This is a genomic window from Epilithonimonas tenax DSM 16811 (assembly GCF_000428485.1).
GTDB classification, from domain to species: Bacteria; Bacteroidota; Bacteroidia; order Flavobacteriales; family Weeksellaceae; genus Epilithonimonas; species Epilithonimonas tenax.
In genome coordinates this window covers 51,626-67,003 of sequence record NZ_AUAA01000008.1, presented here as the reverse complement: position 1 = coordinate 67,003, position 15,378 = coordinate 51,626, and the positions used below count along the sequence as shown (strand labels likewise).

The 15,378-nt window shown below is 38.1% G+C and carries 13 protein-coding genes; 3 read left to right on the top strand and 10 right to left on the bottom strand.

What is annotated here, in order from left to right; all coding sequences use genetic code 11:
- Nucleotides 1-9: 9 nt before the first annotated feature.
- Nucleotides 10-771, top strand: a complete 762-nt coding sequence (locus tag F564_RS0105715) for a BUD32 family EKC/KEOPS complex subunit (RefSeq protein ID WP_028121772.1) — start codon at nucleotides 10-12, stop codon at nucleotides 769-771.
- Here F564_RS0105715 and uvrB read toward each other — a convergent pair.
- The 3 genes from uvrB to F564_RS0105700 all read right to left on the bottom strand — a co-directional run bounded on the left by uvrB (nucleotide 768) and on the right by F564_RS0105700 (nucleotide 4,594).
- Nucleotides 768-2,759 carry an excinuclease ABC subunit UvrB gene (gene uvrB, locus F564_RS0105710; RefSeq protein ID WP_028121771.1) on the bottom strand — a complete coding sequence of 664 codons (1,992 nt, stop codon included), beginning with the start codon at nucleotides 2,757-2,759 and terminating at the stop codon, nucleotides 768-770. The genes F564_RS0105715 and uvrB overlap by 4 nt on opposite strands.
- A gap of 66 nt (nucleotides 2,760-2,825) precedes the next feature.
- Nucleotides 2,826-4,202, bottom strand: a complete 1,377-nt coding sequence (locus F564_RS0105705; RefSeq protein WP_228373866.1) for a M56 family metallopeptidase — start codon at nucleotides 4,200-4,202, stop codon at nucleotides 2,826-2,828.
- Nucleotides 4,203-4,222: 20 nt separating this feature from the next.
- The gene (locus tag F564_RS0105700) at nucleotides 4,223-4,594 is read right to left on the bottom strand and encodes a BlaI/MecI/CopY family transcriptional regulator (RefSeq protein WP_028121769.1); all 372 of its coding nucleotides are present in this window, start codon (nucleotides 4,592-4,594) and stop codon (nucleotides 4,223-4,225) included.
- A gap of 73 nt (nucleotides 4,595-4,667) precedes the next feature.
- Here F564_RS0105700 and F564_RS19840 point away from each other — a divergent pair, with 73 nt between their 5' ends.
- Nucleotides 4,668-5,117 (top strand): hypothetical protein, encoded by a 450-nt coding sequence (locus tag F564_RS19840; protein ID WP_051259577.1) that lies wholly within the window; start codon nucleotides 4,668-4,670, stop codon nucleotides 5,115-5,117.
- A gap of 31 nt (nucleotides 5,118-5,148) precedes the next feature.
- Here the strand turns inward: F564_RS19840 and F564_RS0105690 are convergent, their stop codons facing one another.
- Entirely contained in the window at nucleotides 5,149-7,617 is a 2,469-nt protein-coding gene (locus F564_RS0105690) for a TonB-dependent receptor plug domain-containing protein (RefSeq protein WP_028121768.1), read from the bottom strand.
- A gap of 204 nt (nucleotides 7,618-7,821) precedes the next feature.
- Here F564_RS0105690 and F564_RS0105685 point away from each other — a divergent pair, with 204 nt between their 5' ends.
- The gene (locus F564_RS0105685; protein WP_028121767.1) at nucleotides 7,822-9,021 is read left to right on the top strand and encodes a PQQ-dependent sugar dehydrogenase; all 1,200 of its coding nucleotides are present in this window, start codon (nucleotides 7,822-7,824) and stop codon (nucleotides 9,019-9,021) included.
- A 20-nt stretch (nucleotides 9,022-9,041) separates the two neighbouring features.
- Here the strand turns inward: F564_RS0105685 and tsaB are convergent, their stop codons facing one another.
- From tsaB to F564_RS0105655, 6 genes are all read right to left on the bottom strand, one after another.
- Complete coding sequence (gene tsaB, locus F564_RS0105680; protein WP_028121766.1) at nucleotides 9,042-9,728, bottom strand: tRNA (adenosine(37)-N6)-threonylcarbamoyltransferase complex dimerization subunit type 1 TsaB; 687 nt, start codon at nucleotides 9,726-9,728, stop codon at nucleotides 9,042-9,044.
- A gap of 40 nt (nucleotides 9,729-9,768) precedes the next feature.
- A complete protein-coding gene (locus F564_RS0105675; protein WP_028121765.1) occupies nucleotides 9,769-10,203 on the bottom strand; it encodes a nuclear transport factor 2 family protein in 435 nt (144 codons plus the stop codon).
- Nucleotides 10,203-10,952, bottom strand: a complete 750-nt coding sequence (locus F564_RS0105670; protein WP_028121764.1) for an SDR family NAD(P)-dependent oxidoreductase — start codon at nucleotides 10,950-10,952, stop codon at nucleotides 10,203-10,205. Before F564_RS0105670 ends, F564_RS0105675 begins: the two co-directional genes overlap by 1 nt.
- 319 nt (nucleotides 10,953-11,271) lie before the next feature.
- The gene (gene msrB / locus F564_RS0105665; protein WP_028121763.1) at nucleotides 11,272-11,814 is read right to left on the bottom strand and encodes a peptide-methionine (R)-S-oxide reductase MsrB; all 543 of its coding nucleotides are present in this window, start codon (nucleotides 11,812-11,814) and stop codon (nucleotides 11,272-11,274) included.
- A 49-nt stretch (nucleotides 11,815-11,863) separates the two neighbouring features.
- Nucleotides 11,864-13,222: an acyl-CoA dehydrogenase family protein gene (locus F564_RS0105660; protein ID WP_028121762.1), complete on the bottom strand. Its 1,359-nt coding sequence runs from the start codon at nucleotides 13,220-13,222 to the stop codon at nucleotides 11,864-11,866.
- Nucleotides 13,223-13,271: 49 nt separating this feature from the next.
- Nucleotides 13,272-15,302, bottom strand: a complete 2,031-nt coding sequence (locus tag F564_RS0105655) for a tetratricopeptide repeat-containing sensor histidine kinase (RefSeq protein ID WP_161625928.1) — start codon at nucleotides 15,300-15,302, stop codon at nucleotides 13,272-13,274.
- Nucleotides 15,303-15,378 lie beyond the last annotated feature (76 nt).

The window sequence follows — 15,378 nt, the reverse complement described above, 5'->3', positions numbered from 1 at the left end:
ACCATCACTATGAACTTTGTTCTTTCTGGAGATTATTCTCAATATAAAAACGATATTTTAAATATTTTAAAACATTTTAAAAATGAAGGTGTTGTAGTTGGTCACGGAAACAGAAATGTAGTTAAATATTTCATTATCAACGGTTTGAAATTTAATTTTAAATCATTCAAACAGCATAATATTATCAACCGTCACGTTTACAAATACTACAGAAAATCCAAGTCAAGGCGTTCGTACGAATATGCTCAGATGCTGATTGAAAAAGGTTTCCACACACCCAAACCAATCGCCTTTGTTGAGAATCACGATTTGATTGGTGTCACCTCCAGCTATTATGTCAGCGAGCAATTAGAAGATGTTTTTACCTTAGGCGACGCGCTCTACAACCCTAATTTCACAGACCGGGAAGAGATCATCAGACTCTACACGCAACTGATTTTCCAGCTGCACGAGAACGGAATCATCTTTATTGATAATGCTTCCGGAAACTTCCTCATCAAAAAGGTAAATGGCAATTACCGCTTTTATCTGGTGGACCTCAACCGGATGAATTTTTACGAAGAAATCGACATTAGCAAAAGACTTATCAATTTTGAAAGACTCACCAATGATCTGGAAATCATCAAGATCATCAGCGCAGAATATGCCCGCTTATCAGGAAATACGTATCAATTCTGTCTGAAAAAGATCGTTGATTTTACCAACAAAAAAGCCTTTAAACGCAAAGCTAAAAATATGTTGAAATTTTATAAATTCTTTCTGAAAAACTAAGCTTTCAACGCCGCAATTTCGTCTCGTAATTTTGCTGCTTTTATGAAATCCAGGTTTTTTGCAGCGGCTTCCATCTCTTTCTGTTTGGCGACCACTATTTTCTCGATATCTTCGCTTCCGTAGTTGGCTTTGGTCTCTGCCACTTCCTTCATCAAAACTTTTTGTGTGTATTTTTCGTCCGGAAAATCTTTGCTGCGTCCTACCAGATTTTCACTGATTTTCTTGTTCAGCGCCATTGGTACTTTGCCGTGATCTGTATTATACTGCATCTGTTTTTCTCGGCGATAAAGCGTTTCGTCTATCGCAGCCTGCATAGATTTTGTCATCTTGTCGGCATACAAAATAGCTCTTCCGTTCAGGTTTCTCGCCGCTCTGCCCACCGTTTGGATCATCGATCTTCGGGAACGCAACATTCCTTCTTTGTCTGCATCTAGGATCGCTACGAGAGACACTTCTGGTAGATCAAGACCTTCTCTCAAAAGATTGACACCTACCAAAACATCAAACAGACCAAGACGTAGATCCTGCATAATCTGGATTCTTTCCAAAGTCTCCACATCGGAGTGGATGTATCTTGTACGGATGCCCACTTTCGTAAAATATTTGGTCAGCTCTTCCGCCATTTTTTTGGTTAATGTCGTGATCAGCACACGCTCATCTGCTTCCTCTCTTTTATGGATTTCCTCAATCAAATCATCAATCTGATTCATCGTTGGACGCACTTCTATAACTGGATCCAAGAGACCTGTGGGACGGATAATCTGCTCAATATATGTCCCACCGGATTTCTCCAATTCATAATCTGCAGGCGTTGCGGAAACATAGATCACCTGATTCTGCATATCCTCAAACTCAGGAAATTTCAGCGGTCTGTTGTCCATCGCTGCTGGCAAACGGAAACCGTGTTCTACCAAGACTTCTTTACGGCTTCTGTCGCCTCCATACATCGCGTGGACCTGCGGAATCGTCACGTGACTTTCATCAATCACCATCAGATAATCTTTCGGGAAATAATCCAACAGACAGAAAGGCCTGGAACCCGGCAAACGGCCGTCCATATACCGGGAATAATTTTCGATTCCGGAGCAATATCCCAATTCACGGATCATTTCGAGATCCAGCTCTGTTCTTTCTTCCAGACGTTTGGCCTCCAAAGGCTTTTCGATTTCCCTGAAAAAATCCACTTGTTTTACCATATCGTCCTGAATCTGACGGATCGCACCTTGCATCGTCTCAGGCGTGGTTACGAAAAGATTGGCCGGATAAATATTAATGGTATCAAAATTAGAAGTCACGTTTCCGGAAACCGGATCAAAACTCTGGATCGTTTCTATCTCATCACCAAAAAACTGAAGTCTGATAGCAGTGTCCGCATAAGCCGGATAAACATCGATGACGTCGCCTTTTACGCGGAAAGTTCCTCTTTGGAATTCATTCAGAGCTCTGGAATACAGAGCACTGACCAATGAATTAAGCAATCTGGTTCTGGAGATTTTTTCGCTTTTCGTAATCGTAATCAGTGATTTTTCGAACTCCTTCGGATTTCCCACACCATAGATACAGGAAACCGAAGCCACAATCAAAACATCCCTTCTTCCGGAAAGCAAACTGGCTGAGGCCGATAGTCTCAGTTTCTCCACTTCTTCATTGATGCTGAGATCTTTCTCGATATAAGTGTTAGTCGAAGCGATGAAGGCCTCCGGCTGATAATAGTCGTAATAACTCACAAAATATTCCACCGCGTTGTCCGGAAAAAACTCCTTGAACTCCATAAAAAGCTGGGCAGCCAAAGTTTTATTGTGCGCCAAAACCAAAGTCGGTTTTTGAACCTGATTCACAACATTAGCCACCGTAAAAGTTTTTCCGGAACCAGTAACACCTAAAAGCGTCTGATATTTTTCCCCAATATTAATGCCTTCCACCAATTTCTCGATGGCTTTTGGCTGATCTCCAGTGGGTTGATATTCTGATTGAAGTTTGAATTGCATAACACAAAAATACGAAAAAACGTTCCAAATCAGGAACGTTTTAGTACCGTAAGTATTTCTTTTAACTTATTGAAAACTCATTGTGATCGGAAGCTGGAAAACTGTGGCAACGGGTTTTTCATCTTCCATTGCTGGTTTCCAAACTTTGTCAGCGGTAGAAATTTTCATACTTCTGACAGCTTCATCATTGAAAGCTTGATTAGGTCCTTCCGCTTTGATGTCAGTTGTTTTGCCGTTTTCATCGATTGTTATATAAATGTGAGTTTTCAGCGTTTCTTTTCCCTTAAATGTTGATGAATCAAAAATATTCGAAAAACTCATTCTAAGGCTATTGATTCCTTCCGGAAATTGAGCCGCTATACTCTTGCTTGCCGGCGGTGGAGGTGGTGGAATTGGTAATTCGTTTTCTTTAAGTTTTCTTGTTTTCGATGTTTTATTGGCTGGAATTGTATCCATTACAACTACTTCTGCAACAGTCTCGGCACGAGGTATTCTTTCTTTTTTAAGCTCACTCTTATACATCTCCATCATTCTTCTGTCACTTTCAGTGTAATCTTTCTCATCAACAAGAGTTGCAACGTCTGGCTTCTCATTTTCTTTCTGCTCTGTAACTTCTGATGCATACACTTTTTGGACAAACAGAATACTCAGTCCTGCAAAGGCAGAAATGGCAAACAGCTTTTTGAACTTTTCTAATTTTGATCTTTTGGTGGTCATCATAATAAATCGTTTTTTGGTGTTGCTAAAATTAAATTGGTTGATTAATGATTGATTCTGAGCAGTCAAAACCTCAGACAGAATCAGATTCTGATAATCTTTGATATTGAATTGTGTCTCGACGATAACCTCATCAGCCAGGAATTCGTGGTTGTCTTTGATGGCTTTTTTGTAAAAATAAAGGGCGGGATTGAACCAAGAAATCACCTGAAGGATTTCTATAAATATCAAATCCAAAGAGTGTTTTTGAATCAAATGCGTTTTCTCGTGTAAGAAAATCCGGTGGTCTATCCGATCCTTAAAATGTTTCTTATTAAGATAGATCTTGTCCCAAAAACTGAATGGCGGTAGATCTTTTTCAATTAATTTTACTTTTTGATTTTGATAATTCAAATCAGTTCCTTTTAATTTGATAATTTTACGAATTGACAATAATAATCTGATAATCAAAACAATTGAAACAAAAATGTAAGCTATTAAGATCAAATTCATCCAGTTAAAATCCGAAGCTTGATTTGTTTTCTGAATCAATTGCTGCGTTGTGATTTCTTCGAAAATTAATTGATTCTTCTTTTCTGAAATCGCAGGCAAAGTGATCTTAACAAAAGGAATTGTGTAAGAAAAAATCACGGCAAACAAAAGGTAAAACCGATTGAAACGGAACATCTTTTCTCTTTGTAAAAACAAAAAGTAAATCGCAATCAATAACGATGAACAAAGAATCATTTTTAAAACAACAGTTTCCATTACGGTTCTATTTCTTTGTCGATAATATCTCTAAGTTCTTTCAGTTGTTTCTGAGAAAGTTTGGAATTGGATGTGAAAAATGATGCAAACTGGCTCACGGAACTGTTGAAAAAACGGTCAATCATAGAAGTCATTTCGCCTTGGAAATAATCTTCTTTCTTCACTTTTGGGAAATATTCTCTTGAATTTCCGTAAAGTTTGTAGCCTACCAGATCTTTGTTCTGCATTCTTTTCAACAAGGTTGCGATGGTTGTTGAGGCAGGTTTCGGGTCTGCATAATCTTCCAAAATATCTTTCATAAAAACCTTTTCTTTTTTCCAGAGGATTTCCATTAAGATGATTTCGGTGTCTGTCAGTTTTTGCTCGTTCATTCTACAAATATGTATTTTGTTCTACAAATGTAGAATTAAAATTTGAAATTATGTTATCTTTGAAAAAAAATTGATGAAAAAATTATTTATGTTCTTTTTTTTGACTCTAATTTCCTGTAAAAACGAAGTGAATCAATACCAAACCGTCAGAAAAAATGTTAAGTTGAAAACTGGAAAGTGGGTGGAAAAAGACGATTATCCTGATCAAAAGTATGTGAGTATCGGAAAATATAAAAAGGGAGAAAAAACCGGAGTTTGGAAAGTTTATCTTAATGGTGCGCTTTATCAAAAAGACAAATTCAAAGACAGCATCACACGCACAAAATTCTATTATCCAAATGGTAAAATTCTAAAAAAAGGCGTTTCCAAAACGATAGAAGATCATCAGTCAATACTTTGGTATTATCACGGGAAATGGAAATTTTATGATGATAATGGGAAATTGGAATACATCAAAACTTATTACAAAGACAGTAACAAAACGGATAGCATTAATATCAAAAAAGGACTCAATAAAAATTGAATCCTTTCCAAGAAGTAGTTAGTTCGTTGTATTAAAATTTAAAATTCACTCGCGTGAAGATCTGTCTTCCGGAGAAGCCCATCTGAACTGGATCAAAAATACCTCCAGACTCTGTATTTCCATCAGAAACAGCACCATACTGCAATGTTGCATATCTGTTGAAGACGTTTTTGCCTCCGATGGTCCAAGATAGATTTTTTGTAAATTCATAACCTACGGAAAAATCTGTGGTCACTCTTGGTGTATAAATTTGGAAATCATCCGGACCATTGTAGCCTACCAAAGTCACTTTATCAAACCTTACCAATTGCAGATTGGCATTGAATTTTTTAATTTTATAATTTAGATTCAGGTTGATTTTCGTTTTCGGGGCAGATGCCAAAATAAAAGCCCTTTCCCTTGGACTAAGAAATACATCTTCTTTTCCTGCCAATTGCGGCGGTGTATGAACATCGGTAATTTCCATTTTGTTGTAATTGCCGGCCAATGTTGTGGATAATTTGCCCGGACCTAAATCTGTGGTATATGTCAGAATAACATCGACACCTTGGGATTTTGTATCCACAGCGTTGCTGAAAAACTGAGCTTGGTCTACTTTCATCTCTGTAAGCGTTTCGCCAATAACATCATCGTCGGTATCAAATGTTCCTGTTAAAACAATTCTGTCTTTTACTTTGATGTAATATCCATCCACTGTAGCGGTAAATTTTCCTGTATTAAAGGTAAATCCGGCGCTTCCATTAAGAGAAGTCTCCTGTTTCAGTTGGGGAATGTATGCCTTTTGTGCTAATTCGCTGTCATTGGAAGCCAGCTGAACGGTCACTAGGTTTCCGCCCTGAAAGTTCGTAAACTGTAAACTGTAATATTTCTGAACCAGAGAAGGCGCCCGGAATCCTGTAGAAACAGAACCTCTGAGTGCAAATTGTGGGGTTATGTTATATCTGGTTGCAAACTTTCCGTTCAAAGTACTTCCAAAATCACTGTAATTCTCGAACCTAACGGCTGCGCTAATCATCCAGTTTTTTGTGATATCAAGTTCGGTGTCTACATAAGCGGCAAAGTTATTCCTGCTTTTGCCTAACTCGGTAGAATAGCCGGGAAAACCCTGAGAACCACCAGGCCGATATCGGACAGGGTTGGTATCCGGATCTGTCCCACTTCCAGGAACTTGTACCAGAAGATTTTTAGGCGTATTTGCTGTGGCCACATTTCCATTGATGTCATAACTGGCGTAAGAACTCTCCTGTCCTTTTATGATATTGAATTTCTCAGAGCGGAATTCTGTTCCCATTGCAAGGTTAAACCCTTCTAAAAAATCAAATGCTTTGGTGGTACTAAGTCCTGTCACGTTTTGAGAAAGCGAGTGCCCACCTGCGTCAAAACTCGTCGGTGATTTTACCCCAAGAGTCGCATTGATGGTATTATCAATCTGGTAGATAAATCTGTTATTACCAAATGCATTATAAAAATCAAAATCCCAATCGCCCCATTTGAACTTCAAACCATTGTCAAAAGTAAAATCTGAGATCTTAGTATTCTGGATCGGGTTGAATCCATCAGGATATATTTCAGGAATATTGCCATCTGCATCTGCCGTTCTTGTCCAGGCGTAAGCTTTGGTATTACGGTAAGAAAATCCGGGCTGTGAATAGAATGTCACGCCATCTGTTACTGGAACTTCTACATTTCCAAAGAAGTAGATGTTGTTTGATTTTGCATCACCAAAGCGTTGTCTGGGTGCGTCATGTTTTTCAGGATTGGCATTTCTGATGGCATAATCTTTATTGATAAGTTCTAGCGTAAAGTTTCCAAAACCGCCTTTGGTTCCTATTTTTGTTCCAAGGTTTCCGCTGAAATCAAAGGTATTGCCATCTATTTTTTTATCAGAAACAACATCATTATCTCCTGGACTTTTAAAAAGATTGGCGCCATAGAAAGCGCTACCTTCAAAACCGTGGTTTCTATCATTCAGAACCACATTGATCACACCGGCAATCGCATCAGAACCATATTGTGCAGAAGCACCGTCTCTTAGAATCTCTACTCTTTTTATGGCACCCACAGGAATTGTGTTGAGATCCGAACCACTATTTCCGCGACCTCTAGTTCCAAAAATATTGACTAATGATGACTGATGGTATCTTTTTCCATTCAGTAATAGCAAGGTTTGATCTGGGCCCAAACCTCTTAAAGTTGCGGGATCTACCGCGTCTGCTCCATCGGATCCTGACTGTTTGTTGGAGTTGAAAGATGGTGCAGCAAACTGCAAAAGTTGATTGACATCTACCTGACCCGTAGATTGGCTGATCTGCTTCACATCTATCACGTCTACAGGAACAGCAGTATTGGTAACCGTTCTCTTTTTATTACGGGATCCTATAATGGTAACTTCATCCACTGATGTCTCTCCAGAAAGGCTATCTTTTGTAGTTTGTGCAAAATAAAGTGTCGTAGCTCCTAAAAAGAAAATCACGCTTATTTTTTTAATTCCTTTATTCATCTGTCAAATTTTAATCAAAAATATATTTTTTTTATTAAAAAAATAAACAAAACACAACGATATGTCTAATTTATAACAAATATCGATAATCTAATGATCCAGAGAAAAGCTACTTTATCCATTATAATGAGAACGCAAAGAGATTTGACTGCACTTCCCATTTGGTGGCATTATTTTTTCATCTTCTTCAACAAAATAAATCTTATGCTAAAATCAACATTACCAACACTTTTTTCCTGTTTCTTCCTTTTGTATTCTTGCCAATGGAAAGGACAGCCTAGTAAACCAACTGCACAGGAAGAAAAGCCCAACACAAATTACAAACCGGCTTTTGCTGGTCAAACCAGAAGTGCACCTGTCAAAACGGTAACGCCTTACGATGTAGAAGTCCTGAGTACCGCACTCGGCAAACCATGGGGAATTATTAATTTGCCGGATGGAAGATTCTTAATCACAGAAAAATCCGGTTTTATGAACGTGGTTTCAGCAGACGGAAAACAAGTTTTCAAAATCAATGGATTTCCAAAAGTGGACGACAAGGGTCAAGGCGGCATGTTGGATGTGGCTCTGGATCCGGATTTCAAAACGAATAAAATCATCTATTTTAGCTTTTCAGAACCCTATCAGGATGGCAATCATACAGCTGTTGCCAAGGGAAAATTATCTTCGGATCTCACAAGCATTGCTGAAGTCAAAGTAATTTTCCGCGCCACGCCAACGTATGACGGAGACAAACATTACGGAAGCCGTCTGGTTTTTGATAAAGACGGAAATATTTTCGTGAGTACTGGCGAAAGATCAGACAAACAAACGAGAGTTTACGCTCAGAAAACGGATAACTATCTCGGCAAAATTTTAAAAATAACAAAAGACGGAAAACCGGCACCCGGAAATCCATTCATCGGAAAAGAAGGATATAAACCTGAGATCTATGCTTACGGAATCCGAAATCCACAAGGAATGGCTCTTGATGAAAAAGGACAGCTTTGGGATATCGAAATGGGGCCAAGAGGTGGCGACGAAATCAACCTGATCCAACCTGGGAAAAATTACGGTTGGGGCGATGTATCTTACGGAATCGAATATACCGGCGGAAAAATCAACAACGGAACCACACAGAAAGCCGGAACAGAACAGCCCGTTTACTATTGGGATCCTGTGGTTTCGCCAAGCGGTGTGACTTTCTACACAGGAAATATTGAGGAATGGAAGAACAACCTATTCATTGGTTGCCTTAGTGGCGAGCACATCAACAGAATCGTCATCAAAGACAATAAAGTAGTGGGCGAAGAACGTTTGCTTCTGGATCAAAACGAAAGATTCCGGGATGTTTTGAACGGAATGGATGGGAATCTTTATGGAATAACCGACAGTGGCAAACTCTATAAAGTTTCTAAGAAATAAACTTAAAAATCCTGACCCAATCAGGATTTTTTTATGCGGTCTGCCTTCTTAATCCCTTGGAAATCTTTCAAATAAAACGGTTCAAAATAAGCGGTATCTTCAAAATATTTTTGATTGAATTTCTCTACTGATTTTTTAATTAATCCTTTTGCAGAAGGGAAAATATCGGATTTGAATGCTGCATTTGGAAGATTAAGAATTTCTTGTGCTTTTTTTGCGCCGTCGCCGATGAACAGCACTTTCTTCTCAGACAATTCTGAAAACGAATTTTCGTCCAGGACTTTAGCCTCCGTTTCCTTTATCATTTCGCCGGAAGTTCCATCAAAAAATGCGGTGTACACTTCCATTCTTCTGGCATCAATCAACGGAATAATCAATTCGAAACCTTGATTTACAAATTCTTCTACCATAGAATCCAAGGAATTAATCGCAATCAACGGAAGTTTTAAACCATAGCAAAACCCTTTTGCCGAAGCAGCACCAATCCTAAGACCTGTGTAAGAGCCCGGACCTTTCCCAAGAGAAATCGCATCCAAATCCTTCAGAGAAATCTCTGCGCCTTCCAAAGCCCATTCTACAAAACTGTGAAGACTTTCTGACTGTTTGTAATTATCGGAAACTTCTTCGCAAAGACACAACAATTTTTCACCATCGGAAATGGCAACGGAGCAGTTTTTGGAGGAGGTTTCTATGTGGAGAATTTTCATTCCGCTAATTTAACAATTTAGAAATGTATCAATATAAAATCTAAACTTTAATTGTCACACTTTGCCTGCTCCACAATTTCCAGATTCCTTTTTGGTGGATCCAGAATTCCAGAACGGAAAGTTTCATTTCGAAGATTTCATTTTTGTAAAGTCCTTTTACAGCGATGATTCTTCTGACGTTTGCGAATTTATTCTTGATTTTAAATTCCTTTAATTCGGATTGATTGACAGACTGATATTTCACTTTTCCGGACTCGAAATCTGCTTTGAAATTCTGGTAATTTTGAACCCAGCCGTTGGAATGCCCGAACGAAACATCTTCAGAAAACAAATCCAGAATTTGGGAATCATTATTCTGCATCAGCGCATCAAGCTTTGAAACTTGACTTAATAATGCTTTTACCTGCTTTGAATTATTTTGAGAAAATCCGAAGACGAAACAAACGAGAAATAGAAAACTGAAAAATGCTTTCATTATTTCCTGTAAATCGTTCTTGGTTCTGCCTGCGCTTTTGGATAGATAGTAAATTCTGCAATCGAAACACGTTCCGGAACATTGATGCAATATGCAATCGCATCAGCAATATCTTCCGCAATTAATGGTTCGTAACCTGCATAAACAGTAGCAGCTCTGTCATCATCTCCTTTGAATCGTACTTTGGAAAAATCAGTTTCCACAGCGCCAGGTTGGATGTTGGTCACACGGATCCCGAATTCTGTCAGCTCCAGTCTCATCCCTTCCGAGATCACATCGACGGCTCTTTTCGAAGCACAATAAACCACACCGTTGGCGTAAGTCTGCCTTGCTGCCACCGAACTGATATTGATGATCTGTCCGTTTTGCTTTTCTTTCATTAATTTAATGATTGGCTGGGAAACGTAGAGCAGACCTTTCACATTTCCGTCCATCATTGCATTCCAGTCGTCGGGATTTCCGTCTGCGATAGAATCTAATCCGTGGGCATTTCCTGCGTTGTTGATGAGAACATCAATATTTTTCCAATCTTCGGGTAGTGCGTTGATGGCTTCAAAAACCTCATCAGAATTTCTGACGTCAAAACTTAAAGTGTACACTTCCGTTTCTTTTGATAATTCAGTTTTCAATTCCTCGAGAACGGTTTTGTTTCTTCCGCAGAGAATGATTCTGTTTTTTTGTTTTGCCAAGAGAATGGCGGTTGCTTTTCCTATTCCGGAAGTGGCTCCGGTGATGAATATTGTTTTCAATTTTATTAAGATTTAGAAGTACAAAATTAAGGATGATTAAGTTTAATTCAGCTAATTTCTTGGTGATAATTTTCTCGCAGATTGAGCAAATTTTGGGTTCATTGTCAAATAAAAAATCCCGAAATAGTTTCAGGATTTTTAGTCTTTTAAAATGTCGAATGATTCGCAGCCCGACTTGAGCGGAAATCCTTTTTTGCGTGGTAACAAGTTCTATTAAACTGAAAATCGTCTGCAAAAAAGATTGGGAGTGGAAGGCGGAAAAGCTGCCATAAAAAAATTAAGATTGCTTTCGACAAAGTCAATAGCTACCAAAATAATTCTACTTTTTACTATCTGGCTGAAAATCCAAACTTACAGAATTCATACAGAATCTAGTTCCAGTCGGTGGCGGACCATCATTGAAGACGTGCCCTAAATGCGAATCGCAGCGTTTGCAAAGAACTTCGATTCTTTCCATTCCGTGGGTGGAATCTCGTTTGTAGCTCACGCCTTCCTTGTCCGCTTCAAAGAAACTTGGCCAGCCACAAGTGCTTGCAAATTTGGAGCTGGATCTGAACAAGTGATTACCACAAACAGCGCAGTAATATTCGCCGAGTTCATCAAACTCGTTGTATTTTCCGGTGAATGGATATTCTGTATTGGCTTCTCTTGAGATGGCGTAAACCTCTGCCGGAAGGATTTTTTTCCATTCTTCATTAGAGACCGTGAGTTTGGTTTTATCGGTTCTTGAGTAGTAAGGATTGTTTTGGTGTGTGTGATCTTCCATTGTTTTCTGTTCTGGTTGTTTGGTTAAGTCCACTTTTTTCTGCGCACATTGCTGCAAAAATAAGGTCATTAATATTAAAAAAACTAATTTTTTCATCTGAGTAAATTTACGAAATCTAATATTAGATTCCATTATCATAAGTTAGTTAAACAAACGCACTCATTCCCGTAATCGAACGGCCGACAATCAAAGAATTGATTTCTTTCGTTCCTTCATAGGAATAGATGGCTTCTGCATCGGCGACAAACCTGGCCACATCATGTTCCAGAAGAATGCCGTTTCCGCCCATCACTTCCCGTGCCTGGGCTACAACGTCACGCGTTCTAAGGCTACAAAAGACTTTTGCTAATGAAGCGTGCTCATCTTTCAGCATATCTTGGTCTTGCATTTCCGACAATCTGAAAACCAAAGTCTGCATCGCCGTAAGATTGGACAGCATTTCTACCAAATGTCCTTGGATGAGCTGGAAAGAAGCAATCGGTTTTCCGAACTGTTCTCGTTTTCTGGTGTAGTCCAAAGCACTTTCATAAGCACCTCTTGCGCAACCAGTAGCCATCCACGCAACGCCGGCTCTCGTCATTTGCAGGACTTTTGCGGTGTCTTTGAAACTGTTGGCGTGCTCCATTTTCTGGGAATCTGCGATGAAACACTCTGTCATTGTGATCAATCCGTTTTGGACAATTCTGAGTGCCATTTTTCCTCTGATCTTCTCAACGGAAAATCCGGGCGTATTTTTTTCTACAATAAAACCCTTCACCTGATTATCGTCTACATCTCTTGCCCAAATGATAATAACGTCAGCGAACGTGGCATTTCCAATCCACTTTTTTTGCCCATTAAGAATCCATCCGCCTTCAACTTTTTTGCAGGTTGTGGTGAGTCCGCCTGCTGCTCCGGAACCAACCTCTGGCTCTGTGAGTCCAAATGCGCCAATCAAATCAAATTGCTGCATTCCTGGGAGGTATTTTTGTTTTTGTTCCTCGGAACCGCACATATAAATGGAGCCCATTGACAAACCGGATTGAACACCGAAAAATGTAGCCAATGAAGCATCAACTCTGGCAATTTCCATTGCGATGATGCCTTCCATCAGGAATGGTAAATTCGGGCAACCGTACCCATCGTAGGTTACACCGCAAAGATTCAGTTTTTTGAATTTCGGGATGAGTTCGTGTGGGAAATCATCGTGCAGCCAATAGTCGTTGACCAGCGGCTTTGCCTCTTTTTCCATAAACTCACGCACCTTAAGCTGGATGGCTCTTTGTTCATCTGTTAATTTCAAATGTAGCTCATAAAAATCGCCATTGATGGGCGGCAATTCTTTTTTCTTACCTGATGAATCCAGCATTTTCGTCAAACCATTGATTTGATTTTCATCCAGTTTGGAGAACTGATTCATCAGTTTTGGAAGATCCACTTTTTGTGAGATCTTCGCAATCTGATCAATATCGATATGTTTCAAAAGCTTGAAAATTCCTTTAATCTTGGAGATGGTGCTGTTCATAGATTTTGTTTTTCTGTAGAATGCAATTAATATTCCTAAAAAAAAGGTTTTACACAGCTTTAGGAAACTCCAAAACTATTTCTGTTCCTTGATTAAGAGTTGTATTTACTTTTATTCTGCAATCAATTGCAAGCGCCATTTCTCTTACAAGCCTCAATCCTAATCCGGACTTCACGCTCAAATCTTTCTCATCTGAAAACAGGGCATTGAAATCTGACTTTTCCGCCCCTTTTCCATTATCCATAATTTTTAGAATAACAGATTTTTCGGTGCAAAAAGCGGTCCATCTAATATTTGAATTTTCAATATTATTGGTCGCTTTTATGGCATTGGAAGTTAGATTTCTAATGATTGTTTTCAGATAATTTTCATCGGTCATTAATGAGATATCATCCGGAATATCTACAACGATTTTTTCTTCGCCTTCTATGTTGTAATGTTGCATCAAGTCTGCAAAAAGTAGATTAAGCCTCACTTTATCAATATCCAATTTGAAATTCTGCATTTGTCCTTTACTCCACAAAAGAAGATCTTCCATTGTGACAAGGAGATTTTCTGCGACATCTACCGTTTGAGATTCCAATCGTAATTTTGTCTTTTTATCCAAAGCAAATTCTTGATTTTGCGACAGTTTCAACAATTTGATAACGTTAGAGATTGGTGCTCGTAAATCGTGATTCAGGATATTGAAAAACTTATTTTTAACGTCATTGGCAGCTTGTAGATCTTTATTTAATTTTGATAATTTTTGGTTGTTTTTCTTTTGATTTCTATTCTGAAAAATCAACATTCCGCCAATAATCGATAACAAAAATATTCCGGATATGTACAACCAAATTTTCTTCTTATTCTCCTTTAGCGTGGCATCTTTCACTGCTATCTTTTTGTCATTGAGCATCTTGAGAGAGTCTTCTCTTTTTGTAAATTCGAAACCCATTTCTTTGCGGGTGAACTCTTTCAGTTTTTCTTGGTTGAATAAACTATCCTTGTAAAAAGAATGTTCTTTAAAAGCCTTCAGCGCCGTTTTGTAAAGACCTTGTTCCGTATAAGCTTCCGACAAGTCTTTCATATATTCCTGATAAGCCTGAAGGTTTTTTGTTTTTTTGAAGACTGCGACAGATTTTTCCAAGAAATCTATGGCTATTGTTCCAAATAATTCTCTCTTTTGCTGAATAGATTCTTGCTGGCTTTTTAACAGATAGGTTTTTCCCAAGTCCCCATTGGAATATGCGATCACTTCCTGGTTACCAATTTTTTTTCCAAGTTCTAATGCAGAACGATGATAGGACTCTGACTTTTCTGTATTTTTTAGTTTGAAGAAAATATCTCCCAAACTACAATAGTTTTTTGCCAACAAGTATTGGTTTCCTATTTTTTGATTGATGAGCATTGACTTTTTATAATATTTTTCAGCATTTTTCAGATCACCATTTTCAAAATAATTGACCCCAAGATTAGTTAAAGATGTAGAATAAGACGTATTTTCTGTGTAAGCAGCTTCCTGAAATAAAGTGATGGCTTCCAGATTATATTTCAATGATTTCTTTTTGTCATTAAGATAATAATGAAGTGTTCCAATATTATCTTTTACTTGTGCAGTGCCAATTAAGTTCCCACTCTCTTCATATTTTTTTAAAGCAGAATTGTAAATTTCCAACGCTTTTTTGTACTGACCGAGACTAAAATAAACAGATCCAATGGAAGACTCTGTATCAGAAGTTCCATTTATATTTTTTATTTGATCAAAAACATTTTTTGCTCGGAGATAATATTCCAAAGCCATTATGTAATCTCCTTTATAATAATATAAAAGACCAATATTATGCAATGCTTTTGCAGCGCCTTCCTTGTAAGCAATTCTATTGGCAGATGACAATGCTTGTTTTCCGTATCCTAATCCTTTTTCTATCTGATTATATCTAAGATTACCAGCAATTTTATTCATCAAATCGACTTTTTCCTTTTCCGACTTGCTCTGACTTAGTTTTAACTGTAAAGATTGGGTCATTTTTTCCCAATCCTGAGCATCAGAAAAAAAAAATGCCGTTAGAAAAAACAAGATCAAAATTTTATTAATCATTAGATAATACATTTTGTTATAATCTTAGAGTTTTTATCATTTACTTGTAAAAATACTTATTAATAGTCAGAAATAT

Coding starts and splice junctions, on each gene's coding strand:
- F564_RS0105715 (WP_028121772.1), top strand. CDS start 10: ATGAACTTTGTTCTTTCTGGAGATTATTCTCAATATAAAAACGATATT.
- uvrB (WP_028121771.1), bottom strand. CDS start 2,759: ATGCAATTCAAACTTCAATCAGAATATCAACCCACTGGAGATCAGCCA.
- F564_RS0105705 (WP_228373866.1), bottom strand. CDS start 4,202: ATGATTCTTTGTTCATCGTTATTGATTGCGATTTACTTTTTGTTTTTA.
- F564_RS0105700 (WP_028121769.1), bottom strand. CDS start 4,594: ATGAACGAGCAAAAACTGACAGACACCGAAATCATCTTAATGGAAATC.
- F564_RS19840 (WP_051259577.1), top strand. CDS start 4,668: ATGAAAAAATTATTTATGTTCTTTTTTTTGACTCTAATTTCCTGTAAA.
- F564_RS0105690 (WP_028121768.1), bottom strand. CDS start 7,617: ATGAATAAAGGAATTAAAAAAATAAGCGTGATTTTCTTTTTAGGAGCT.
- F564_RS0105685 (WP_028121767.1), top strand. CDS start 7,822: ATGCTAAAATCAACATTACCAACACTTTTTTCCTGTTTCTTCCTTTTG.
- tsaB (WP_028121766.1), bottom strand. CDS start 9,728: ATGAAAATTCTCCACATAGAAACCTCCTCCAAAAACTGCTCCGTTGCC.
- F564_RS0105675 (WP_028121765.1), bottom strand. CDS start 10,203: ATGAAAGCATTTTTCAGTTTTCTATTTCTCGTTTGTTTCGTCTTCGGA.
- msrB (WP_028121763.1), bottom strand. CDS start 11,814: ATGAAAAAATTAGTTTTTTTAATATTAATGACCTTATTTTTGCAGCAA.
- F564_RS0105660 (WP_028121762.1), bottom strand. CDS start 13,222: ATGAACAGCACCATCTCCAAGATTAAAGGAATTTTCAAGCTTTTGAAA.
- F564_RS0105655 (WP_161625928.1), bottom strand. CDS start 15,302: ATGATTAATAAAATTTTGATCTTGTTTTTTCTAACGGCATTTTTTTTT.